At 70.4% G+C, this 21,926-nt stretch carries 21 protein-coding genes, 1 tRNA gene and 1 pseudogene; 20 read left to right on the top strand and 3 right to left on the bottom strand.

The genetic code is table 11. The annotated features are described in order from the left end of the window. Positions 1-100: 100 nt before the first annotated feature. Together asd and ACE3TE_RS10030 are read right to left on the bottom strand one after the other, a co-directional pair. Positions 101-931 (bottom strand): annotated as a pseudogene (gene asd, locus ACE3TE_RS10035) (archaetidylserine decarboxylase); the annotation flags it as partial. Continuing rightward, complete coding sequence (locus ACE3TE_RS10030; RefSeq protein WP_374604541.1) at positions 928-1,590, bottom strand: SCO family protein; 663 nt, start codon at positions 1,588-1,590, stop codon at positions 928-930. The pseudogene asd and the gene ACE3TE_RS10030, both read right to left, overlap by 4 nt. An 83-nt stretch (positions 1,591-1,673) precedes the next feature. Here ACE3TE_RS10030 and prmB point away from each other — a divergent pair, with 83 nt between their 5' ends. The 11 genes from prmB to ACE3TE_RS09975 all read left to right on the top strand — a co-directional run bounded on the left by prmB (position 1,674) and on the right by ACE3TE_RS09975 (position 14,225). Next, positions 1,674-2,594, top strand: coding sequence for a 50S ribosomal protein L3 N(5)-glutamine methyltransferase (gene prmB, locus ACE3TE_RS10025; protein WP_374604540.1), 921 nt, complete (start codon positions 1,674-1,676; stop codon positions 2,592-2,594). A 6-nt stretch (positions 2,595-2,600) separates the two neighbouring features. Beyond that, a complete protein-coding gene (aroC, locus tag ACE3TE_RS10020) occupies positions 2,601-3,698 on the top strand; it encodes a chorismate synthase (RefSeq protein ID WP_374604539.1) in 1,098 nt (365 codons plus the stop codon). Positions 3,699-3,721: 23 nt separating this feature from the next. Then, positions 3,722-4,744: an aspartate-semialdehyde dehydrogenase gene (locus tag ACE3TE_RS10015; RefSeq protein ID WP_374604538.1), complete on the top strand. Its 1,023-nt coding sequence runs from the start codon at positions 3,722-3,724 to the stop codon at positions 4,742-4,744. A 79-nt stretch (positions 4,745-4,823) separates the two neighbouring features. Further along, positions 4,824-7,400, top strand: coding sequence for a FimV/HubP family polar landmark protein (locus ACE3TE_RS10010; RefSeq protein WP_374604537.1), 2,577 nt, complete (start codon positions 4,824-4,826; stop codon positions 7,398-7,400). 5 nt (positions 7,401-7,405) lie between these two features. Further along, the gene (gene truA, locus ACE3TE_RS10005) at positions 7,406-8,182 is read left to right on the top strand and encodes a tRNA pseudouridine(38-40) synthase TruA (protein ID WP_374604536.1); all 777 of its coding nucleotides are present in this window, start codon (positions 7,406-7,408) and stop codon (positions 8,180-8,182) included. A 44-nt stretch (positions 8,183-8,226) separates the two neighbouring features. Next, complete coding sequence (locus ACE3TE_RS10000; protein ID WP_374604535.1) at positions 8,227-8,862, top strand: phosphoribosylanthranilate isomerase; 636 nt, start codon at positions 8,227-8,229, stop codon at positions 8,860-8,862. Position 8,863: 1 nt separating this feature from the next. Then, positions 8,864-10,084 carry a tryptophan synthase subunit beta gene (gene trpB, locus ACE3TE_RS09995; RefSeq protein ID WP_374604546.1) on the top strand — a complete coding sequence of 407 codons (1,221 nt, stop codon included), beginning with the start codon at positions 8,864-8,866 and terminating at the stop codon, positions 10,082-10,084. Beyond that, positions 10,081-10,887, top strand: a complete 807-nt coding sequence (trpA, locus tag ACE3TE_RS09990; RefSeq protein ID WP_374604533.1) for a tryptophan synthase subunit alpha — start codon at positions 10,081-10,083, stop codon at positions 10,885-10,887. Before trpB ends, trpA begins: the two co-directional genes overlap by 4 nt. Positions 10,888-10,956: 69 nt before the next feature. After that, positions 10,957-11,850 carry an acetyl-CoA carboxylase, carboxyltransferase subunit beta gene (gene accD / locus ACE3TE_RS09985; protein ID WP_374604531.1) on the top strand — a complete coding sequence of 298 codons (894 nt, stop codon included), beginning with the start codon at positions 10,957-10,959 and terminating at the stop codon, positions 11,848-11,850. A gap of 7 nt (positions 11,851-11,857) precedes the next feature. Then, complete coding sequence (gene glmM, locus ACE3TE_RS09980) at positions 11,858-13,201, top strand: phosphoglucosamine mutase (protein WP_374604529.1); 1,344 nt, start codon at positions 11,858-11,860, stop codon at positions 13,199-13,201. Between the two features lie 85 nt (positions 13,202-13,286). Next, on the top strand, positions 13,287-14,225 hold the full coding sequence (locus ACE3TE_RS09975) for an isopenicillin N synthase family dioxygenase (protein ID WP_374604527.1): 939 nt from the start codon (positions 13,287-13,289) through the stop codon (positions 14,223-14,225). Between the two features lie 94 nt (positions 14,226-14,319). Here ACE3TE_RS09975 and ACE3TE_RS09970 read toward each other — a convergent pair whose 3' ends face one another. Continuing rightward, positions 14,320-15,120, bottom strand: a complete 801-nt coding sequence (locus tag ACE3TE_RS09970) for an SDR family NAD(P)-dependent oxidoreductase (RefSeq protein WP_374604525.1) — start codon at positions 15,118-15,120, stop codon at positions 14,320-14,322. Between the two features lie 92 nt (positions 15,121-15,212). On the opposite strand from ACE3TE_RS09970, the gene ACE3TE_RS09965 reads away from it, so the two are divergent. From ACE3TE_RS09965 to ACE3TE_RS09925, 9 genes are all read left to right on the top strand, one after another. Beyond that, positions 15,213-15,884, top strand: a complete 672-nt coding sequence (locus tag ACE3TE_RS09965; protein ID WP_374604523.1) for a methylamine utilization protein — start codon at positions 15,213-15,215, stop codon at positions 15,882-15,884. Continuing rightward, positions 15,881-18,214, top strand: coding sequence for a putative bifunctional diguanylate cyclase/phosphodiesterase (locus ACE3TE_RS09960; protein WP_374604545.1), 2,334 nt, complete (start codon positions 15,881-15,883; stop codon positions 18,212-18,214). Before ACE3TE_RS09965 ends, ACE3TE_RS09960 begins: the two co-directional genes overlap by 4 nt. Beyond that, entirely contained in the window at positions 18,211-19,065 is an 855-nt protein-coding gene (locus ACE3TE_RS09955) for a DUF3034 family protein (protein ID WP_374604521.1), read from the top strand. Before ACE3TE_RS09960 ends, ACE3TE_RS09955 begins: the two co-directional genes overlap by 4 nt. A 10-nt stretch (positions 19,066-19,075) precedes the next feature. Beyond that, positions 19,076-19,507, top strand: a complete 432-nt coding sequence (locus ACE3TE_RS09950) for a group 1 truncated hemoglobin (RefSeq protein WP_374604519.1) — start codon at positions 19,076-19,078, stop codon at positions 19,505-19,507. A gap of 43 nt (positions 19,508-19,550) precedes the next feature. After that, positions 19,551-20,303, top strand: a complete 753-nt coding sequence (gene tpiA, locus ACE3TE_RS09945; RefSeq protein ID WP_374604517.1) for a triose-phosphate isomerase — start codon at positions 19,551-19,553, stop codon at positions 20,301-20,303. Positions 20,304-20,312: 9 nt separating this feature from the next. Then, on the top strand, positions 20,313-20,792 hold the full coding sequence (gene secG / locus ACE3TE_RS09940; protein WP_374604515.1) for a preprotein translocase subunit SecG: 480 nt from the start codon (positions 20,313-20,315) through the stop codon (positions 20,790-20,792). 55 nt (positions 20,793-20,847) lie between these two features. Beyond that, positions 20,848-20,932 (top strand) — tRNA-Leu (locus ACE3TE_RS09935). An 85-nt stretch (positions 20,933-21,017) separates the two neighbouring features. After that, a complete protein-coding gene (locus tag ACE3TE_RS09930) occupies positions 21,018-21,374 on the top strand; it encodes an NADH-quinone oxidoreductase subunit A (RefSeq protein WP_339828318.1) in 357 nt (118 codons plus the stop codon). A gap of 20 nt (positions 21,375-21,394) precedes the next feature. After that, positions 21,395-21,919, top strand: a complete 525-nt coding sequence (locus ACE3TE_RS09925) for an NADH-quinone oxidoreductase subunit B family protein (protein WP_374604544.1) — start codon at positions 21,395-21,397, stop codon at positions 21,917-21,919. The last annotated feature ends 7 nt before the right edge of the window (positions 21,920-21,926 follow it).

Below are 21,926 nucleotides of genomic sequence, written 5' to 3'. Positions count from 1 at the left end.
CTCTTAGTCTAATTTCTCCTGACCCCAGCTTAGCCCACCCCGGTATTTTTTTCTGGGGACATTCAAAATTCGACTCTGACCCCGGTTTACGCCTCACCACGCGGCCCAGGCGCTGGCCGACGCGGGTCTGGGTTTCGGTGGCGAAGGTGTCGAGTTCGACGGCGTCGCGGGGGAAGAGCAGGATCACCGTCGAGCCGTAGTTGAAGCGCGCCATCTCGGCGAAGCGGCCCAGGGTGACGCCCCTGCCGCGCCAGTCGCGGCGGATGAGCTTGTTGGCGTAGGCGGGGATCTCGACGCCGTTCCAGACCGTTTCCACGCCCGAGACCAGCATCGCGCCGACCATCACCGAACACATCGGCCCGAACCCGGTCTCGAAATGGCAGACCAGGCGTTCGTTGCGCGCGAACAGGCGCGGGATCGCCTGCACGCCCCAGGGCGCGACCGTGAACAGCCGGCCCGGCACGTGCAGGGTTTCGACCAGGGTGCCGGCCCAGGGCATGTGCACGCGGTGGTAGTCGCGCGGCGACAGGTAGACGTTGGCGAACCAGCCGTCGGCGTAGGGCGCGGCCATGGCCTCGTCGCCCAGCAGCTCGGCGGCGGTGAAGGACTGGCCCTTGGCCTGGAAGATGCGGCCGTCCTCGATTCGCCCGACCTGGCTGACCTTGCCGTCGGCCGGCATCAGCAGGGTATCGGGGTCGGCATCGGCGACCCGGGCGCCCGGGCGCAGTTGGCGGGTGAAGAAGGCGTTGAAGTGCGGGTAGTTGCGCGGCTCCGGGTCGGCGGCCTCGGACATGTCCACGCCGAACTTGCGGATCACCAGCGCGATCAGCCAGTCCTTGAACCCGCCATGGGTCGAGCGAGCCACGCCATACGCTAGGCGCGACAGCAGCCGGTGCGGCAGCAGGTACTGCAGCGCGACCTTCGGGCTCACGGCGCCACCTCGGCCAGCAGGGCCAGGTCGGCGGCGATGTCGTCGGGCACGAAGGGCGGGCGGATCAGGCCCACCTGCCGGCCCTGGGCGTCCAGGACGACCAGGGCGCTGGAGTGGTCCATCGTGTAGTCGCCGCCTTCGACCGGCACCTTCATGTAGACCATGCCCAGGCTGGCGGCGAAGTTTTCCAGCGCCGGTTCTTGCGCCGTCGCGGCCAGGGTGGCCGAGTGGAAGTAGCGGGCGTACTCACCGGTTTTTTCCGGCGTGTCGCGTTCCGGGTCCACCGAGACGAAAAGTACCTGCGGCCGCCGCCCTTCCGGCAGGTGGTCCCACTGCGCCTGGGCGCGGGACAGGTCGGTCAGCGTGGTGGGGCAGACGTCGGGGCAATGGGTGAAGCCCAGGAACGCCACCGTCCAGCGACCCTGCAGTTCGGAAGCTTCCAGCGCCGTGCCGTCGGACTGCTGCAGCGTGAAGGCCGGCACGTCGCGCGGGGCCGGGAACAGGCGGACGGCCTTGAGCCGGGCCGGGTCGACCGCCGGAAGCGCCGCCGGCGCCGCCGCGGGCGCGAAACCCGGCGAGGTCACGACCTGGGCGGCCCACAGGCCAAGCCCGGCGGCGATGGCGGCGACAAGGATGAGCAGCGTCTGGCGATTGAACACGTGGTACCCCGGGGGCCTGTGGATGCCGGCAATTATAGGCCGGGCGCGGCTATACTCCCGCCATTGCAAGGGATTTCAAGAACATGCCGGCGGAACTTGCCACCATCATCGACTTCATCCGCTACGGCGCCAGCCGTTTCAACGCGGCGGGCCTGAGCTTCGGCCACAGCATGGACAACGCCCTGGACGAGTCCACCCAGCTGGTGCTGCACGCCCTGCACCTGCCGCACGACCTGGGCCCGGCCTACGGCCAGGCGCGCCTGACCACCGAAGAACGCCAGGAGGTGCTGTCGCTGTTCACGCGCCGCATCAACGAGCGCATCCCGGCCTGTTACCTGACCGGCGAGGCCTGGTTCGCCGGCCTGAGCTTCAAGTCCGACCCGCGCGCGCTGGTGCCGCGCTCGCCCATCGCCGAACTGATCGAAGCCGGCTTCGAACCCTGGCTCGGCGGCCGCGAAGTGAACCGCGCCCTGGACATGTGCACCGGCTCGGGCTGCATCGCCATCGCCACCGCGCACTACCACCCGCACTGGCAGGTGGATGGCGTCGACCTGAGCGAGGAGGCGCTTTCGCTGGCGCGCGAGAACGTGGAGCGCCTGCACGCGGACAATGTCCGGCTGCTGCATTCGGACCTGTTCCACAACCTCGACGGCGAAGTCTACGACCTGATCGTCACGAATCCGCCTTACGTCACCCACGCCGAAACCGACGCGCTGCCGGCGGAGTACAAGCACGAGCCCGAACTGGGCCTGCGCGCCGGCGACGATGGCCTCGACCTCGCGCTCGAGATCCTTCGCGACGCGCCCCGTCACCTCTCCGAACACGGCCTGCTGATCTGCGAAGTCGGCGAAAGCGAGCGCGCGCTGGTGCAGCTGCTGCCCGAGGTCCCGTTCAACTGGGTCGAGTTCAGGGTGGGCCAGATGGGCATCTTCGTGCTCGAACGCGAGGACATGGTCGCCCACCACGCCCGCATCAAGGCGCTGGCCGATGCACGCCGGGCCTGAGCCGGCATGAGCGACAACAGCTTTGGCCGCCTGCTGCGGGTCACCACCTTCGGTGAGAGCCACGGGCCGGCGATCGGCTGCGTGGTCGATGGCTGCCCGCCGGGCATAGCGCTGGCGCCGGAGGACTTCCGTCACGACCTGTCGCGCCGCGCCACCGGCAAGACCCGGCACACCTCCCAGCGCCACGAGGCCGACGAGGTCGAAATCCTCAGCGGCGTGTTCGAAGGCCAGACCACCGGTACGCCGATCGCCCTTCTGGTGCGCAACACCGATGCGCGCAGCAAGGACTACGCGAAGATCGCCGACCAGTTCCGCCCGGGCCACGCCGACTACACCTACCTGCACAAGTACGGCATCCGCGACCCGCGCGGCGGCGGCCGCAGTTCGGCGCGCGAGACCACGATGCGGGTGGCGGCTGGCGTCATCGCCCGCAAGTGGCTGGCCGACCGCCACGGCGTGCAGGTGCGCGCCTGCGTGTCGCAGGTGGCGGGGCTGGTGCCGGGGCGCTTCGACTGGGACGCGGTCGAATCCAATCCCTTCTTCTGGCCCGACGCGGGGCAGGTGGCCGAACTCGAGTCCTTCATGGACGCGCTGCGCAAGTCCGGCGACTCTGCTGGCGCGCGCGTGCACGTGCAGGCCCTGGGCGTGCCGCCGGGCTGGGGCGAACCCGTCTACGGCAAGCTCGACGCCGAGATCGCCGCGGCGATGATGTCCATCAACGCGGTCAAGGGCGTGGAGATCGGCGCCGGTTTCGCCAGCGTCGTCCAGAAGGGCAGCGAGCACCGCGACCTGATGTCGCCCGAAGGCTTCGCCAGCAACCATGCCGGCGGCATCCTGGGCGGCATCTCCAGCGGCCAGCCGATCGAGGTATCGGTCGCGTTCAAGCCCACGTCCAGCCTTCGTCTGCCCGGCGCGACGGTCGACCGCAGCGGCGCCGCCGTGGAAGTCATCACCACCGGCCGCCACGACCCCTGCGTGGGCCTGCGCGCGCCGCCGATCTGCGAAGCCATGCTGGCCCTGGTGCTGATGGACCAGGCCCTGCGCCACCGCGCCCAGAACGCCGACGTCACCCCCGTGGCGCCCCGGGTTCCGGGCGAACATTAACCAAGCTGCCTTTCCGGAAAAAAATGAGCGAGAAGACCTTCAACGTTGCGGTAGTCGGCGCCACCGGTGCGGTGGGCGAGGCCATGCTGGCGATCCTGGCCGAGCGCAATTTCCCCATCGGCAAGCTGCATCTGCTGGCGAGCGCGCGTTCGGCGGGCGAGAAGATCAGCTTCGGTGCGCAAAAACTGCTGGTCGGGGACCTCGCCAGCTTCGACCCCGCCGGCATCGACGTCGCGCTGTTTTCCGCCGGTGGTTCGGTCTCGAAGGAGTTCGCGCCGAAATTCGCCGCCGCCGGCGCAGTGGTCATCGACAACAGTTCGGCCTTCCGCTACGACGACGACGTGCCCCTGGTCGTGGCCGAGGTGAACCCGGAGCAGGTTGAAAACCGCCCGCGCGGCATCATCGCCAATCCCAACTGCTCGACCATGCAGATGCTGGTCGCGCTGGCGCCGATCCACCGCGCCGCCGGCATCGAGCGCATCAACGTCGCCACCTACCAGTCGGTGTCCGGCGCCGGCCGCAGCGCGATGGAGGAACTGGGCCGGCAGACCGCCGCGATGCTCAACTTCCAGCCGCACGAGCCGGCGAAGTTCCCGGTGCAGATCGCCTTCAACCTGATCCCGCACATCGACGAATTCCTGGACAACGGTTTCACCAAGGAAGAAATGAAGATGGTCTGGGAAACCCGGAAGATCCTCGGCGACGAGTCGATCCAGGTGAACCCGACCGCCGTCCGCGTGCCGGTGTTTTTCGGCCACGCCGAGGCCGTGCACCTGGAAACCCGCCGTAAGATGAGCGCCGCCGAGGCCCGCGAGTTGCTTGAAGGCGCGCCGGGCGTGGAAGTGGTCGACGATCGCGAGGCAGGCGGCTACCCGACGCCGGTGACCCACGCCGCCGGCACCGATCCGGTTTACGTCGGCCGCATCCGCGAGGACATCTCGCATCCGCGCGGCCTCGACCTGTGGATCGTCGCCGACAACATCCGCAAGGGCGCCGCGCTCAATGCCGTGCAGCTGGCTGAACTCGTGGTCAAAGGCCGTTCCTGACCGGTATATTCGCCAGCAATGACGTCGGGGCCGCCGCAGGGGAGTGGTCGCGCCATCCACAGTCGGGGAGAAACCGCGCGTGAAAATCAGGCATCTGCAGCTTCCGTTGGCCCTGGCGCTCGCCATGGGCGCCGCGCCCGCCCACGCCCTGGGCCTGGGTGCGCTCGAGGTGAAGTCGGGCCTGAACCAGCCGCTGGTCGCGGAGATCCCCATCCTCTCCGCCGGGCCCGGTGAGCTCGAAGAGCTGGAAGTGCGCCTGGCCTCGCCCGAGGCCTTCGCCCGCGTCGGCCTGGAACGTCCGGTCGGGCTGACCGCCAACCTGCAGATGGAAGTGGGCCGCAACGCCCAGGGCCAGCCGGTCATCCGCGTCACCACGGCCAGTCGCTTCAACGAGCCTTTCCTCACCTTCCTGATCGAAGCCAACTGGGGCCGCGGCAGCGTGGTGCGCGAATACAGCGCCCTGGTCGATCCGCCGCACATCGCGCCGGCCGTGATCCGCCCGCTGGAAACCCCGGCGGTGGCCGCGGCGCCGGTGGTGGCCGAGCCGCTGATGCCGGTGGCGCCCGCCGAGCCGGTGGCCCTGCCCGAACAGCCGGCGACCGAAACCGCCGCGATCCCGGCCGAACCCGAACCCTTGCCCGCGCCGGAGCCCCTGCCGGAGCCGGAGGAGGTCGCGATTGCCCCGGAACCGGCGCCGCAGCCCCTGCCGCCGCCACCCGAACCGGAGCCGACGCCGGAGCCTGAACCCTTGCCCGCGCCGGAACCGCTGCCTGAGCCCGAACCCGTGCCCGAACCCGTGCCGGAGCCGGAACCCGAAGTCGCCGCGCAGCCCGAACCCGAGCCGCAGCCGGCACCCCCGCCGCCGGCCCCGGCCCCGGCCGAACCTGGCCAGTACGGCCCGGTCGCCGATGGCCAGACCCTGTGGTCGATCGCCAACAGCGCCCGGCCCGACCCGGCGGTCACCGTCAACCAGATGATGCTGGCCCTGCAGCGGGCCAATCCCGAAGCCTTCATCGACGACAACATCAACCAGCTCAAGCGCGGTGCCGTGCTGCGCATCCCGGCGGCCGACGAAGTCCGGCAGCTCGGCGCCGACGAGGCCGCCCAGCTGGTGCGCGCGCAGGCCGAAGCCTGGCAGGCCCGGCGACGCCCGGTGCCGCAGCCGGCGGAATCGGTCGCCGACAGCGCGCCGGCGCCGTCGGCCAGCGCGCCGTCGCGCAGCCCGGCGCCGGAAGGCCGGCTCGAGATCGTGCCGCCCGCCGGTGATGCCCAGGCGGCCCGCGGCGTGCAGTCGGGTGCCGCCGCCGGCGAAAGTGGCGCCGAACTGCGCGCCGAGCTGACCCAGGCCAGGGAAGACCTGGTCGCCCGGGAAGTCGAGATCGAGGAACTGCGCTCGCACATCGCCGAGCTCGAGGCCCAGCAGGGCGACAGCCAGCGCCTGATCGAAATGCAGTCGAGCCAGCTCAAGGCCCTGCAGGAACGGCTCGCCGCGGCCGAAGGCGGCGAGCCTTCGCCGGCCGTGGCCACCGCGCCCGAGGCTACGTCCGAGGCGGCCACGCAGGCGCCGGCGGAAGCCGCCGCCCCCACCGAACCCGCTGCCGCCGAACCTGCCGCCGCCACCGCCTGGTACCTCAACCCGCTGGTCCTGGCCGGCGCCGGCCTGGTGCTGCTTGGTGGCCTGGTGCTCGCCCTTCGTGGCAAGCGCAAGGCGGCCCCGCTGCCGTCGCGGCGCATTTCCGACGACGAAGCGCTCAAGGCCAGCCTGCCGGGCGCACACACCGCGGCGGCTGCCGACGACGCCGACGCGCCGGCCGGGGAGCTTGCCGACGCCGGGAACGATGCCGAGCCGGCGGTCCTGGCGCCGGTGGATGACGAACGCGCCCGCCTGCAGGCCGCAGTGGACGCGCAGCCCACCGATCTCGAAGCGCACATCAGCCTGCTTCGCCACCTGCACGCCCAGCGGGACCGGGAAGCCTATGAATCCGCCGCCCAGGCCATGCGGCTGCAGGTGCGCAGCACGCTCGACCCGCGCTGGCGCGAAGCCGTGGTGATGGGCGTCGCGCTGGCCCCGGGCAATGCGCTGTTCAGCCAGGCCGGCTGGAATACGCCGCGATTCGGCGATACCGGCGTGCTGCCGGCCGGTCCCGCCGCGCCGCCGCCGGTTGCGCCGGCCACGCCCGCGCCCGCCTCCGACGAAGACCTCGCCGACCTGGCTTCGCTGTCCGTCGAGCCCGCGCCGGTTCCCGGTGCGGCCGAGGAGGACTGGGACAGCCTGGCGCATGTGGCGCCCTCCGACCTCACGTTCGAGGCGTCCGCGTCCGGGCCGGCCGACGAAACGCCTGAGGCCCCGGCCGAAGCTGCCCCGGAACCGGAAGCCGGCTCCGACCACGAGTACCTGCTGGCCGACGCCGACCTGGTCGACTCCGACGCCGGTTTCAACGCTTCCGACGCCGGCGATTCCGACGCCGGGCTGCCGGTGGACGATGCCGTCGCCAGCGCCGACGACGACGCCAGCGCCACCAAGATCGAGCTGGCCAAGGCCTATCTCGACATCGGCGACGTCGATGGCGCCCGCGGCATGCTCGAGGAAGTGGTGGCCGAAGGCAGTCCCGCCGTGCGCGCCGAGGCCGAACGCCTGCTGCGGGAGATCGGCTGAGCCTGGTGCGTTACGCCGCGGGCATCGAGTACGACGGATCCGGTTTCCTCGGCTGGCAGCGGCTGGCCGAGGGAGCCACCGTGCAGGCGGCGGTCGAGCAGGCGCTGGGCTTCGTCGTGGACCACCCGCTGGAAGTTGTGTGCGCAGGCCGCACCGACAGCGGCGTGCACGCGCGCTGCCAGGTCGTGCATTTCGACACCGAAGCCGAACGCACGCCCTATGCGCTGCGCCAGGGCGGCAACAGCCGGCTGCCACCGGGCGTCAGCATCCTGTGGTGCCAGCCGGTGGACCCCGAATTCCACGCCCGCTATGCCGCGCGCGCGCGCCGCTACCGCTACACGGTGCTGAACCGCCGCGTCCGGCCGGCCATGCATCGCGACTACCTCACCTGGGAGCGGCATCCGCTGGACGCCGACGCCATGCACCGCGCCGCCCAGGCGCTGGTGGGCGAACACGACTTCAGCGCCTTCCGCACGGTGCACTGCCAGGCAAAACACGCGCGCCGCAACGTGCACGACATTTCGGTACGGCGCGACGGCGAGCACGTGGTCATCGAAGTGCAGGCCAATGCCTTCCTGCACCACATGGTCCGCAATTTCGTCGGCAGCCTGCTGCCGGTCGGGCGGGGCGAACAGCCCGAAGCCTGGGTCGCCGGTCTGCTCGAAGGCCGTGACCGCACCGTCGCCGGACCGACGGCGCCGTCCAATGGTCTGGTCTTCCTGGGGCCGCGTTACCCCCGACGATGGGCGCTGCCCGACGAGGTGGGTTTCGACGGCGATTGAGGTACGTGCACGGCATGCACACGCGCACCGCCTACAATGCGTGCATGCATACCCGGATCAAGTTCTGCGGCATGACCCGTCCCGGTGATGTCCGCCTGGCCGTGGAGCTGGGCGTGGACGCCATCGGCCTGGTGTTCGCGCCCGGCAGCCCGCGCTGCCTCGACGCCACGCGCGCCGAGCCGCTGCGCCAGGCTATCCCGCCGCTGGTGCACGCCGTGGCGCTGTTCATGGACAACCCCGGCAGCGAGGTCGAGGCGCTGGTGCGCCAGATCAAGCCCGACCTGCTGCAGTTCCACGGCAGCGAGAGCGACGCCTTCTGCCGCCAGTTCGGCCTGCCCTTCGTGAAGGTGCTGGCGATGGGCGGTGGCCAGGCCGATGCGGCCGCGCTGCGGAAACGCTACCCTTCGGCCAGTGCCTTCCTGCTCGACGGCCATGCCCCCGGCCAGCCCGGCGGCAGCGGCGAGCGGTTCGACTGGTCCCGCGTGCCGCCGCTCGGCAAACCGGTGTTCCTGGCCGGCGGCCTGGGGCCGGCCAACGTCGGCGAGGCGGTGCGCACGGCGCGCCCCTTCGCGGTGGATGTTTCCAGTGGCATCGAAAGCGCGCCCGGCATCAAGGATGGCGGTCGCATGCAGCAATTCGTGGAAGAGGTGAAACGTGCAGACCGCAGTGTCCAGGGATGACATCCCCCAGGCGACGGATATCGCCGACTACAACGTGTTTCCGGATGCCGCGGGCCACTTCGGCCGCTACGGCGGCGTGTTCGTGTCCGAAACCCTGGTCGAACCGCTGCGCGAACTCGAGGCGGCCTACGACGCGGCCCGCCGCGACCCGGCCTTCCAGGCCGAGCTCGAGCATGAGTACAAACACTACGTCGGCCGGCCCAGCCCGATCTACGAAGCCCGCCGCCTGTCCGAACACGTCGGCGGCGCGCGCATCCTGCTCAAGCGCGAAGACCTGAACCACACCGGCGCGCACAAGATCAACAACACCATCGGCCAGGCCATGCTGGCCCGGCGGATGGGCAAGACCCGGATCATCGCCGAGACCGGCGCCGGGCAGCACGGCGTCGCCAGCGCCACCGTGGCCGCGCGCCTGGGCCTGGAATGCATCGTGTACATGGGCGCGACGGACGTCGAGCGGCAAGCGCCGAACGTGTTCCGCATGAAGCTGCTGGGCGCGACCGTGGTGCCGGTGACCTCGGGCAGCAAGACGCTCAAGGACGCGCTCAACGAAGCCATGCGCGACTGGGTCACCAACGTCCGCGACACCTTCTACATCATCGGCACCGTCGCCGGGCCGCATCCGTATCCGAAGCTGGTGCGCGACTTCAACGCGGTCGTGGGCCAGGAGGCGAGGGCGCAGATGCTGGCCGACTACGGTCGCCTGCCCGATGCCGTCACCGCCTGCGTCGGCGGCGGCAGCAACGCCATCGGCATCTTCCACGCCTTCCTCAACGACCGCGAAGTGCGCCTGGTCGGCGCCGAAGCGGCCGGGGACGGCGTCGACACCGGCCGCCACGCGGCCTCGCTGGTCGCGGGCCGCCCGGGCGTGCTGCACGGCAACCGCACCTATGTCATCTGCGACGACGACGGCCAGATCATCGAAACCCATTCCATCTCCGCCGGCCTCGATTACCCGGGCGTCGGGCCCGAACACGCCTTCCTCAAGGACAGCGGCCGGGCCGACTACGTGGGCGTCACCGACGACGAGGCCATGGAAGCCTTCCACCTGCTGGCGCGCAAGGAAGGCATCCTGGCCGCGCTTGAATCGAGCCACGCCATCGCCCAGGCCATGAAACTGGCGCGGGACCTGCCCAAGGACGCGCTGGTGCTGTGCAACCTGTCCGGCCGCGGCGACAAGGACATCTTCACGATCGCAAAGCGCGAAGGTATCGAACTGTGAGCAGCCGGGTCCGATCCAAGTTCCAAGCGCTCGCCAAAGCAAACCGCAAGGCCCTGGTTCCCTTCATCACCGCCGGCGATCCTTCGCTGGATGCCACCGTGCCGGTGATGCATGCGCTGGTGCGGGCCGGGGCCGACGTCATCGAGCTGGGCGTGCCGTTCTCCGACCCGATGGCCGACGGCCCCTCGATCCAGCGCAGCTCCGAGCGCGCGATCGAACGCGGCGCCGGCTTGCGCTACGTGCTGCGCTGCGTCGCTGGCTTTCGCGAGAATGACGCGGACACGCCCGTGGTGCTGATGGGCTACCTCAACCCGATCGAGATCCTCGGCGCGGACGCCTTCGCCCGCGACGCCGCCGCGGCCGGCGTCGACGGCGTGCTGCTGGTCGACCTGCCGCCCGAAGAGGCCGCGCCGACCCGGGAAGCCTTCAATGCCCATGGCCTTGACCTGATCTCGCTGGCGGCGCCGACCACCACGCCGGCGCGGCTGGCGAGGCTGGCCACCGAATCGCAGGGCTACCTGTATTACGTCTCCTTCGCAGGCGTCACCGGCGGCAGCCAGCTCGACGTCGCCGACGTGCTCAAACGCGCCGGCGAGCTGCGCGCCCAGGCGAACGTGCCGGTGCTGGTCGGGTTCGGCATCCGCGACGCCAGGTCGGCCGCGGCCCTGGCCCCGGCGGCAGATGGCGTGGTCGTCGGTAGTGCGCTGGTTGACGCCCTGGGCGGCGCCAGCGACCCGGAGGACGCCGCGGCGCGCGCCGCGGCCTTCCTGGCGCCGCTGCGGGAGGCGCTGGACGCCGGCTGAGCCCGCCCACGGGCCCGCACCGGGGCTTTCGGGATAAACTGCCCGGCCCAGAAACACACCGGTGGACCAATGAGCTGGCTGACCAAACTCATGCCCGCGCGCATCCGTACGCAGGGCAACGGCAAGCGCGGCGTGCCCGAAGGCTTGTGGGAAAAGTGCGACAAGTGCGGCGCGGCGCTCTATGGCCCCGAGCTGGAAAAGAACCTGCGCGTCTGCCCCAAGTGCTCGCACCACATGGCCATCGGCGCCCGCGAGCGCCTCGTGGCCCTGCTGGACGACGACAGCGGCGAAGAGATCGGCGCGGCGCTCGGCCCGGTGGATGCGCTGCACTTCAAGGACCAGAAAAAGTACGCAGACCGCATCAAGGCGGCCCAGAAGGGCGTCGGCGAGCGCGACGCGCTGGTGGCCGTGCAGGGCCAGCTCAAGGGCCGGCCGGTGTGCGTGGCGGCCTTCGAGTTCCGCTTCATGGGTGGTTCGATGGGCTCGGTGGTCGGCGAGCGTTTCGCCCTGGCCGCCGAGCGTGCGGCCGAAATCGGCTGCCCGCTGGTGTGTTTCTCCGCCACCGGTGGCGCCCGCATGCAGGAAGGCCTGTTCTCGCTGATGCAAATGGCCAAGACCTCGGCGGCGCTGGGCCGCCTGCGCGCGAAGGGTCTGCCCTTCGTGTCGGTGCTCACGCATCCGACCACGGGCGGCGTGTCGGCTTCGCTGGGCATGCTCGGCGACATCAACGTCGCCGAACCGCATGCGCTGATCGGATTCGCGGGCCCGCGCGTGATCGAGCAGACCGTGCGCGAGACCCTGCCCGAAGGCTTCCAGCGCTCGGAGTTCCTGGTCGAGCACGGCGCCATCGACCTGATCGTCGACCGCCGGCAGATGCGCGAAAAACTGTCGGCCCTGCTGGCGCTGATGATGCGCCAGCCGGCCCCCGCCGCCGATCCGGCCGCGACCGCCGAAACCGCCTGAGGAAACCATGGCAGAGCGCAAGTATTTTGGTACCGACGGCATCCGCGGGCGGGTGGGTGACTTCCCGATCTCCGCCGACTTCATGCTGCGCCTGGGCGCCGCCGCCGGCCGCGTGCTGGCGGGCGAGGGCCGCGACCACGCCACGGTGGTGATCGGCAAGGACACCCGCATTTCCGGCTACATGTTCGAATCGGCGCTCGAAGCCGGGCTGGTGGCGGCCGGTGCCGACGTGCGCATGCTCGGGCCGATGCCCACGCCGGCGGTCGCCTACCTGACGCGTTCGCTGCGCGCCGATGCCGGCATCGTCATCAGCGCCTCGCACAACCCGCACCACGACAACGGCATCAAGTTCTTCTCGGCCCAGGGCGAAAAGCTGCCTGACGCGGTCGAGGCGGCGATCGAGGCCGAACTCGACCAGGCCTTCCGCACCGTGCCGTCGGAACGACTGGGCAAGGCCCAGCGCGTGGACGACGCGCTGTCGCGTTATGCCGAATTCTGCAAGACCACCGTGCCGGAGGACTTCAAGCTCGACGGCATGCGCCTGGTCATCGACTGCGCCCACGGCGCCACCTACCAGGTGGCCCCGCGCGTGTTCGAGGAACTGGGCGCGGTGGTGGATGCGATCGGCGTCGAACCCGATGGCCTTAACATCAACAACGGCGTCGGCTCCACCCATCCCGAGGCGCTGATGGCGCGCGTGCGCGAGACCGGCGCCGACCTCGGCATCGCCTTCGACGGCGACGGCGACCGGGTGCTGATGGTCGACGGCCGCGGCCAGCTGGTCGACGGCGACGGCCTGATCTACCTGCTGGCCCGCGACTGGCGCGACAGCGGCCGCCTGGCCGGCCCCGTGGTCGGCACGCTGATGACCAACTACGCGATGGAACGGGCGCTGTCGGGCCTGGACATCGGCTTCGTGCGGGCGAAAGTCGGCGACCGCTTCGTGCACCAGGGCCTGGTCGAGAACGGCGGCGTGCTCGGCGGCGAGGCCTCGGGCCACCTGCTGTGCCTGGACCGGGCCAGCACCGGCGACGCGATCGTCAGCGCCCTGCAGGTGCTCGAGGCGCTGCGCCGGCAGGGCAGGTCCCTGGAAGACGCCCTGTCGGACTACCAGCCGCTGCCCCAGCAGACGGTCAACGTGCGCATCGCGCCGGGCGCCCGGCCGCTCGACCAGGCCGCGGTGCAGCAGGCGCGCGCCGAAGCCGAGCAGGCGCTTTCCGGCCGCGGCCGGCTGGTGCTGCGGGCCTCGGGCACCGAGCCGGTGGTGCGCGTTACCGTCGAAGCCGACGACGCCGGCCTGATGCGCCAGGTGCTCGACCGCCTGGCCGAAGTGGTGCGCGCCGCGGCCTGAACCCCGGGCCTTGAGCCCCGTCAAGGAACGCGTCGCCCCGACTGGCCTAGACTTGCCTCCCTTCGAAACCCCTTTGGAACCTGCCGTGACCGCCCGTATCCCGACCCTCGACATCCAGCGTTTTGACACCGACCGCGAAGCCTTCGTGGCCGAGCTCGGCGCCGCCTACCGCGAATGGGGTTTCGCGGGCATCCGCAACCACGGCATCCCGCAGGCGCAGATCGACCGCGCCTACGACGTGTTCCAGCGCTTCTTCGCGCTGCCCGAGGAAACCAAGCGCAAGTACCACGTGCCCGGCGGCGGTGGCGCCCGCGGCTACACGCCCTTCGGCATCGAAACGGCCAAGGGCGCGACCCACTTCGACCTCAAGGAGTTCTGGCACGTCGGCCGCGAGATCCCGCGCGATTCCAAGTACGCCGACGTGATGCCGCCGAACCTGTGGCCGGAGGAAATCCCGGAGTTCCGGGAAGTGGCCTATGGCCTGTACACGGCGCTCGACCAGCTGGGGTCGCGCGTGCTCAGCGCGCTGGCCCTGCACATCGGCCTGCCCGCGGACTGGTTCGCCGACAAGACCAACTTCGGCAATTCGATCCTGCGCCCGATCCACTACCCGCCGATCACCGCGCCGGACGTGCCGAACGTGCGCGCCGGCGCGCACGAGGACATCAACTTCATCACGCTGCTGGTCGGCGCCAGCGCCGCCGGCCTGGAAGTGCTGTCGCGCAAGGGCGAGTGGGTGCCGTTCACGGCCGAGGCGGACACGATCGTGGTGAACATCGGCGACATGCTGCAGCGCCTTACGAACCACGTGTACCCGTCGACGACGCACCGCGTGGTGAACCCGCCGGGCGACGAAGCGCGCAAGCCGCGTTATTCGACGCCGTACTTCCTGCACCCGAACCCGGACTTCCTGATCAAGACTCTGCCGCAGTGCATCAGCGCGGAAAACCCGGACCGCTACCCGGAGCCGATCACCGGCCACGACTACCTCATGGAACGCCTGCGCGAGATCAAGCTCGTCTGATGCCTCCTGTAGGAGCGCCTTCAGGCGCGAATCCCTTCTTTGCCAAAGGCAAAGTCAAAAGATTCGCGCCTGAAGGCGCTCCTACATGGGTACTTCAATCCGCGTCGCGGAAGTCCTTGGCCTTGGCGGCGAGCAGGGCGCGGGCCAAACGGTCGGGCAGGTATTTCGACAGGCCGGCGATCAGCTTGTTCGAGCGGCCGGTGACGATGCGGGCGCGGCCCGATTCCACCGCGTCCACGCCCTGGCGGGCGACCTCGGCGCTGGTCAGCCAGATCCCCTTGGGCAGCTTCGACACCTTCTCGCGCATGCCGTTGACGTCGTGGAACTCGGTGTAGGTCATGCCCGGGCACAGCGCCGTCACGAACACGCCGCGGCTGCGCGACTCCTGGTCCAGCGTTTCCGAAAAGCGGATCAGCCAGGCCTTGCTGGCGCCGTAGAGCGTGTGGCCCGCCGACGACGGCACCAGGCCGGCCAGCGAGGCCACGTTGAGGATCCGGCCGCGCCCGGCCGCTTCCATCGCCGGCAGGTAGAGGTGGGTCAGGTGCGCCACCGCGGTCATCAGGACCTGGATCGAATCGGCGTGGGTTTTCCAATCCACGCTCAGGTAGCGCCCGGGCACGCCGAAGCCGGCGTTGTTGACCAGCGTGTCCACGAATATGCCCCGGGCCTGCGTCTGCGCGAACAGCGCCGCCGGCGCCGCCGGGTCGGCCAGGTCCGCGGCAAGCACCACGCACGGCACCTGCGCCGACAGCTCCGCCGCCAGCGCCTCGAGCCGCTCGACGCGCCGCGCGGTCAGCACCAGCGGCTTGCCGCGGCGCGCATATTCCCGGGCGATGTCGGCGCCGATGCCGCTGGAGGCGCCGGTGACGAGGGCATGGGGCAGGGCGTTCGGCATCGGCGGGGCTCCGGTTGGTTTCGCGCCATTATCACCCCCGCTGGGCGCTAATAGCCCGCGTACGCCGAGGGCGACGGGCCACAGGGGGCCGCATGATCACTGGCAAGTCAGGGCGCCCGCGGCTGGCCGCGGCGCTGGCATGGATTGCGGCGACCGCCTGGGCCGTGCCCGTTTTCGCCGCCGGCTTCGAAGTGCAGGTGACCGCCGACGGCGCCCCGCTCGAGGGCGCGGTGCTCAGCCTGCACGGCGCCAGCGCCCCGGTGGCCGGCCGGGCCGTGATGGACCAGCGCAACACCGCCTTCGAACCGGGCGTGCTGGTCATCCAGGCCGGCACCGCGGTGAGCTTTCCCAACAGCGACACGGTGCGCCACCAGGTTTATTCCTTTTCGCCGGCCAAGCCTTTCGAACTGCCGCTGTATTCCGGCACGCCGCCCGAGCCCGTGGTCTTCGGCCAGCCCGGCGTGGTGGTCGTCGGCTGCAACATCCACGACTGGATGATCGGCTGGATCGTCGTGCTCGATACCCCGCACCACGCCCGCAGTGGCGCCGACGGCATCGCCCGGCTGGACGTGCCCGACGGCGATTACCGCCTGCAGGCCTGGCACCCGCGGCTGGCCGGCGAGGCCGTCGTGCAGGCGGTGTCGGTACCCGGTGACCGCGTTTCCGTCGACCTTGAACTCGGCCCGCCGCCGCCCGAGCGCCGTGGCAGCGACCGCCTGCGCGCGTTGCAGGACCGCCTGCGCAGCCTGCGCAAGGACGACTGATGAAACTGCGCCTGCACGGCCGCATCGTCGCCCTGCTGATCGGCCTGGTGCTGGCCGCCCAGCTGGCGACCTTCGCCGTGGTCCACCTGGCCACCGAACGAAGCGTGCGCGCCCAGCTTTCCGAAGAACTGGCGGTCGGCGAGCGCGTCTGGCGCCGCTTCCACGAAGCCCGCGGCGAACAGCTGCTGGAAACCGCGCTGGTGCTGGCCGACGACTTCGGCCTGAAGGCCGCCGTCGCCAGCGGCGATCCGGCGACGGTCGAATCGGCCCTGCGCAACCACGCCAGTCGCGTCGGCGCCGACGCGGCGGTGATGCTGGGCCCCGACGGCCGCTGGCTGGCCGGCTTGCAGGGCGACTCGCCCGGCTGGCGCGGGGACGGCCTGGCGGCCCCGCTGGCGGCGGCCGAGGCCGAAGGCTTCTCGCTGTCGGCGCTGCCCGTGGAAGGCAGGCTCTACCAGCTGGCCCTGATCCCGGTGATGGCCCCGAACCGGATTGGCTGGGTTGGCATCGGAACCGCGGTGGACGGGGCCTACGCCGGCGATTTCCAGGCCCTGACCGGGCTCGACGCCAGTTTCGCCCGCGACGGCGCCGGTGGCCTGGACGTTTTCGCCAGCAGCCTGTCCGGGCCGGCCCGGGAATCGCTGGCGCAGCTGTCGCCGGCCCAGCTGCCCACCGGCGAGGCGGTGCGCGACGTGGCGCTCGGCGAGGAGCACTGGTTCGTGCTGGCGCTGCCAATGTCCGGCAGCGGCGAACCGCCGGTGCGGGTGCTGCTGCAGGGTTCGCTGGACCAGGCGATGGCGCCCTACGCCACGCTCAAGACCCGCATCCTGTGGCTGTCGGGGCTGGCGGCCGCGCTGGCGCTGCTGGTCGCGGGCTTCCTCGGGCGTGGCATCAGCCGGCCGGTGGTGGAACTGGCCGAAGCCGCCCAGCGCGTCCAGGACGGCGACTACAGCCGCCCCATCGCCGTGCATGGACAGGACGAGATCGGGCGCCTCGCCGCGGCTTTCGGGCACATGCAGCAGGGCATCGCCGCGCGCGAGCAGCGCATCCTGCACCAGGCCCACCACGATGGCCTGACCGGCCTGCCCAACCGCAGCCTGGCGCGCGAACGCCTGGACGCGGCGCTGGGCTCGGCGCGGGTCGCGGTGCTGATGCTCGACCTGGACCGGTTCAAGGAAATCAACGACACCCTGGGCCACGGTTTCGGCGACCAGGTGCTGGAGGAGGTGGGCAAGCGCCTGCGCCAGGCCGTGCGGCCCGGCGACCTGGTGGCAAGGCTGGGCGGCGACGAGTTCATGGTGCTGATGCACGACGTGGACGCGGACTTCGCCGCGTCCCGGGCGCGGCTGCTGCTCGAGCAGCTGCGCAAGCCGCTGGACCTGCCCAGCACGCGCATCAACCTCGACGCCAGCCTGGGCCTGGCCCTGCACCCGGACCACGGCGACGATGCCCAGACCCTGCTGCGCCGCGCCGACATCGCGCTTTACGACGCCAAGCAAAACCGCAGCGGGGTGGCGGTCTACACGCAGGGCAGGGACGAGGTGCACCTGCGCCAGCTGGCCCTCGTCGGCGACCTGCGCCAGTCGATCGCCCGCGGGCAACTGAGCCTGCGTTTCCAGCCCAAGGTGGACCTGGCGACGCGCCGGGTGGCGCACGTCGAGGCCCTGCTTCGCTGGCAGCACCACACCCTGGGGCCGGTGTCGCCGGACGAGTTCATCCCGCTGTCCGAACGCTCGGGCTTCGTGCACGAGATCACCCGCTTCGTGCTCGACACCGCCCTGGCCCAGAACGCCCGCTGGCGAACCGGGGGCGTGGACCTGGGCGTGGCGGTGAACCTTTCGGCCATGGACCTGATGGACGCCGACCTTCCCGACTTCGTGCAGGCCTGCCTGCGCCAGCACCAGGTGCCGCCACACCGGCTGATCCTGGAGGTGACCGAAGGCGCGCTGATGCGCGACGTCGACTATGCGATCCGCATGCTGCACCGCCTGCGCGCCGGCGGCGTGCGGCTGTCGATCGACGATTTCGGCACCGGCTATTCCTCGCTGGCGCAGCTCAAGCGCATGCCGGTGGACGAGATCAAGATCGACAAGAGTTTCGTGATGCACATGACGGAAGAAAGCGACGACGCGGTGATCGTGCGTTCGACCATCGAGCTCGGTCACAACATGGGCCTGAAGGTGATCGCCGAGGGCGTGGAAACCGACGTCAGCCTGGGCCTGCTGAGTCGATACCGCTGCGACATGGTGCAGGGTTATTTCTTCAGCCCGCCGCTGGAGGCGGGACCGCTGCTGGAATGGTGCCGGCGCTATTCGGAGGCCACGGCATGAAGCTGTTGGTGGCGGCACTGTTTGCACTGGTCCTTCCGGCGGGCGCACTGGCGCGCGACGGCCGCCTGCTGGCGACCGGCGGAGCCAGCCAGGTCGAGGGTTCGGCCGGCGGCGGCATCGTGCCCTGGGCCGTGCTGGCCGGCTACGGCACCCGCGACCAGGACGGCGGCACCGCTTTTTACACGCGCGTGGACACCGGCGATTACGCGCTCGACGCCTACGGCGTGGCCTACACCTTCCGCAACCGGCTGGAGCTTTCGCTGGCGCGGCAGCGTTTCGACCTGGGCGAACTGCAGCGCCGGCTTTCGCTGCCCTGGGATTCGCTGGAGCAGGACGTCTTCGGCGCCAAGCTGCGCCTGGGCGGCGACCTGGTCTACACGGCCTGGCCTCAGGTGAGCCTTGGCGTGCAGCACAAGCGGCTGCGCGACGGTGCCCTGCCGCTGGCCGTGGGCGCCCGCGACGACCGGGGCACCGACGTCTACCTCAGCGCCAGCAAGCTCTTCCTGGCCGGCCCGGGCGGGCGCCAGCTGCTGCTCAACGGCACCCTGCGTTCGACCCGCGCCAACCAGATGGGCCTGCTGGGCCACGGCGGCGACCGCGATGGCGGGCGCTCGCTGGTCTTCGAGGGCAGTGCGGCCGTGGTGCTCAATCCGCGCTGGGTCGTGGGCGTGGAATACCGGCAGAAGCCCGACAACCTCGGTTTCGCCGCTGAAGACGCCTGGAAAGACGCCTTCGTGGCCTGGTTCCCGAACAAGAACCTCGCCGTGGTGGCCGCCTGGGCCGACCTGGGCAGCATCGCCACCCTGGACGGGCAGCGCGGCGGCTATGTTTCCCTGCAGCTCAGCTACTGAGGTGGCGACGATGGCCAGACCGATGCGCCTGCTGACCGTCCTGGCCCTGGCCGTGCTGCTGGCCGCCTGCGCGGGCAACCCGCCGCGGGCCGGGCTTTACGAGCAGTTCGGCGGCCAGGCCGGGGTCGAGGCCCTGGTCGAGGAGTTCCTGGTGCGGCTGTTGGAGGACGAGCGCATCAACGCCCAGTTCGCGGAAACCGACCTGGTGAACCTCAACGACCGTCTGGTCGAACAGTTCTGCGTCGAACTCGGCGGCCCCTGCACCTACACCGGCCGCGAGATGGCCGAATCGCACGCCGGGCTGGGCATCACCGAGGCCGACTTCAACGCCCTGGTCGAGGGCCTGGTGGATGCGATGGACGCCCGCGGCATCCCGCGCGCGGCCCAGAACCGGCTGCTGGCAAGGCTGGCGCCGATGCACGGGGACATCGTCAGCCCCTGACCGGGCGCGCTAAACTGCCGGCCTTGTCCGCAGGAGAGAGCGCATGCGCCCCAGGATCGTCGCCGGCAACTGGAAATTGAACGGCAGCCGCCGCTTCGCCACCGAACTGCTCGACGCGGTCGTGGCCGCGCCCCGGGCCCCGGGCGTCGAGCTGGTGGTGATGCCGCCGGTGCCCTACCTGGGCGAACTGGCGGCGCGCTACGGCGAGGCCGGCCTGGCCTTCGGCGCCCAGGACCTGGGCGTGAACGAGCAGGGCGCCTATACCGGCGAAATCGCCGGCGCCATGCTGCGCGACGTCGGTGCCCGCTACGTCCTGGTCGGCCATTCCGAGCGCCGCCAGTACCACGGCGAGAGCCCGCAGGACGTCGCCGAAAAGTTCGTCGCCGCCCGCAAGGCCGGCCTGGTGCCGGTGCTGTGCGTGGGCGAAACCCTGCACCAGCGCGAGGCCGGCCACACCGAATACGCGCTGGAGAAGCAGCTGGGCCCGGTGGTCGAGCTGGCCGGCATCGCCGCCTTCGAGGGCGCCGTGGTCGCTTACGAGCCGGTCTGGGCCATCGGCACCGGCCGGACGGCCTCCAAGGAACAGGCCCAGGAGGTCCATGCCTTCATCCGTGGCGAACTGGCGGCCCACGATGCTAGAATCGCCGGCTCGCTGCCCATCCTCTACGGGGGCAGCGTCAAGCCCGCCAACGCGGCCGAGCTGTTCGCACAGCCCGACGTCGATGGCGGCCTGATCGGGGGCGCGTCCCTCGTGGCCCAGGATTTCCTGGCAATCGCCGCCGCGGCGGCGAGGTAACGGAAGAACATGCTGCTCACCATCGTCAGTGTCATCTATGTGCTGGTCGCGATCGCGATGATCGTGCTGATCCTCATGCAGCGCGGCTCCGGTGCCGCCGCTGGCTCGGGTTTCGGCGGCGGCGCGTCGGCCACCGTGTTCGGCGCGCGCGGCGCGTCCAATTTCCTGTCCACCGCCACCAAGTGGCTGGCGGTGGTCTTCTTCGGCATGAGCCTGGGCATGGCGTGGTACGCCACCCACGGCGGCCGTCCGACGGCGGAGCCGCTGGAAGACATCGGCGCCATGTCCGACGTGCCCGCTGCGCCGGCACCGGCTGGCGAACTGCCGACGAACGAAGTCCCGGCGAGCGACGTGCCGGCCGCGGGCGCCGCCCCGGCCAGCGATGCCGTGCCGGCGGCCGCCGACGTTCCCGCGGCCGCAGATGCGGCGCCGGCGGAAGCCAGCGCGCCGACCACCGGCGATGACGCGGAAACCACCCGCGGCGACTGATCCGCTGGTACAATCTTTCGCCTTCGATCCGGTCGCCCGGATCAAAGGCACACCTGCCCAGGTGGCGGAATTGGTAGACGCACTACCTTGAGGTGGTAGCGACGAGAGTCGTGGGGGTTCGAGTCCCCCCTTGGGCACCAAATTTGAACCAACGGGCTGCCGCCCGGCATCTGACTGGAGCGGCGGCCCTGACGCGCCCAAGGGCGCCAAGGTGAGGAAGCGCGCGTGCTGGGCGAATATCTGCCGATCCTTCTGTTCCTCTTCGTCTCGACCGGCCTGGGCATCGTCCTGCTGATCGCCGGCTGGGCCCTGGGCCCCAAGCGCCCCGATGCAGAGAAACTGTCGCCGTACGAGTGCGGCTTCGAAGCCTTCGAAGACGCGCGCATGCAATTCGACGTGCGCTATTACCTGATCGCCATCCAGTTCATCATCTTCGACCTGGAAATCGCGTTCGTCTTCCCGTGGGCGGTGAACTTCCGCAACCTCGGGATCGTCGGCCTCACCGAGATGGGCATCTTCATCGGCCTGCTGGTGCTTGGCTTCGTCTACGTCTGGAAGAAGGGAGCGCTCGAATGGGAGTGACCCAGTCCGTTTCGAATTTCATGCACAACCCGATCCCGGAAGGGCGGGTCGACGACATCCTGCGCCCCGAAGGCGACAACCCGCTGCTCGAGCGCGGTTTCGTCACCACCTCGGTGGACGCGCTGGTCAACTGGGCCCGCACCGGCTCGATGTGGCCGATGACCTTCGGCCTGGCCTGCTGCGCGGTCGAAATGATGCACGCCGGCGCCTCGCGCCTCGACCTCGACCGCTACGGCGTCATCTTCCGCCCGTCGCCGCGCCAGTCCGACGTGATGATCGTCGCCGGCACCCTGGTCAACAAGATGGCCCCGGCGCTGCGCAAGGTCTACGACCAGATGCCCGAGCCCAAGTGGGTCATCTCGATGGGCAGCTGCGCCAACGGCGGCGGTTATTACCACTATTCCTATTCGGTGGTGCGCGGCTGCGACCGCGTGGTGCCGGTGGACGTCTACGTGCCGGGCTGCCCGCCGACCGCGGAAGCGCTGATCTACGGCATCCTGCAGCTGCAGAAGAAGATCCGCCGCACCAACACCATCGCCCGCTAAGGACCCA

It is taken from the genome of Arenimonas sp. (genome assembly GCF_041919775.1).
Lineage (GTDB): Bacteria > Pseudomonadota > Gammaproteobacteria > Xanthomonadales > Xanthomonadaceae > Arenimonas.
Note: the sequence above shows the minus strand (reverse complement) of the source record. Positions and strands in the feature narration are given on the sequence as shown.

Bases quoted from the DNA above. Each gene is read 5' to 3' on its own strand.
- prmB (WP_374604540.1), top strand. From the start codon at position 1,674: ATGCCGGCGGAACTTGCCACCATCATCGACTTCATCCGCTACGGCGCC.
- aroC (WP_374604539.1), top strand. From the start codon at position 2,601: ATGAGCGACAACAGCTTTGGCCGCCTGCTGCGGGTCACCACCTTCGGT.
- ACE3TE_RS10015 (WP_374604538.1), top strand. From the start codon at position 3,722: ATGAGCGAGAAGACCTTCAACGTTGCGGTAGTCGGCGCCACCGGTGCG.
- ACE3TE_RS10000 (WP_374604535.1), top strand. From the start codon at position 8,227: ATGCATACCCGGATCAAGTTCTGCGGCATGACCCGTCCCGGTGATGTC.
- accD (WP_374604531.1), top strand. From the start codon at position 10,957: ATGAGCTGGCTGACCAAACTCATGCCCGCGCGCATCCGTACGCAGGGC.
- glmM (WP_374604529.1), top strand. From the start codon at position 11,858: ATGGCAGAGCGCAAGTATTTTGGTACCGACGGCATCCGCGGGCGGGTG.
- ACE3TE_RS09970 (WP_374604525.1), bottom strand. From the start codon at position 15,120: ATGCCGAACGCCCTGCCCCATGCCCTCGTCACCGGCGCCTCCAGCGGC.
- ACE3TE_RS09965 (WP_374604523.1), top strand. From the start codon at position 15,213: ATGATCACTGGCAAGTCAGGGCGCCCGCGGCTGGCCGCGGCGCTGGCA.
- ACE3TE_RS09955 (WP_374604521.1), top strand. From the start codon at position 18,211: ATGAAGCTGTTGGTGGCGGCACTGTTTGCACTGGTCCTTCCGGCGGGC.
- ACE3TE_RS09950 (WP_374604519.1), top strand. From the start codon at position 19,076: ATGGCCAGACCGATGCGCCTGCTGACCGTCCTGGCCCTGGCCGTGCTG.
- tpiA (WP_374604517.1), top strand. From the start codon at position 19,551: ATGCGCCCCAGGATCGTCGCCGGCAACTGGAAATTGAACGGCAGCCGC.
- secG (WP_374604515.1), top strand. From the start codon at position 20,313: ATGCTGCTCACCATCGTCAGTGTCATCTATGTGCTGGTCGCGATCGCG.
- ACE3TE_RS09925 (WP_374604544.1), top strand. From the start codon at position 21,395: ATGCACAACCCGATCCCGGAAGGGCGGGTCGACGACATCCTGCGCCCC.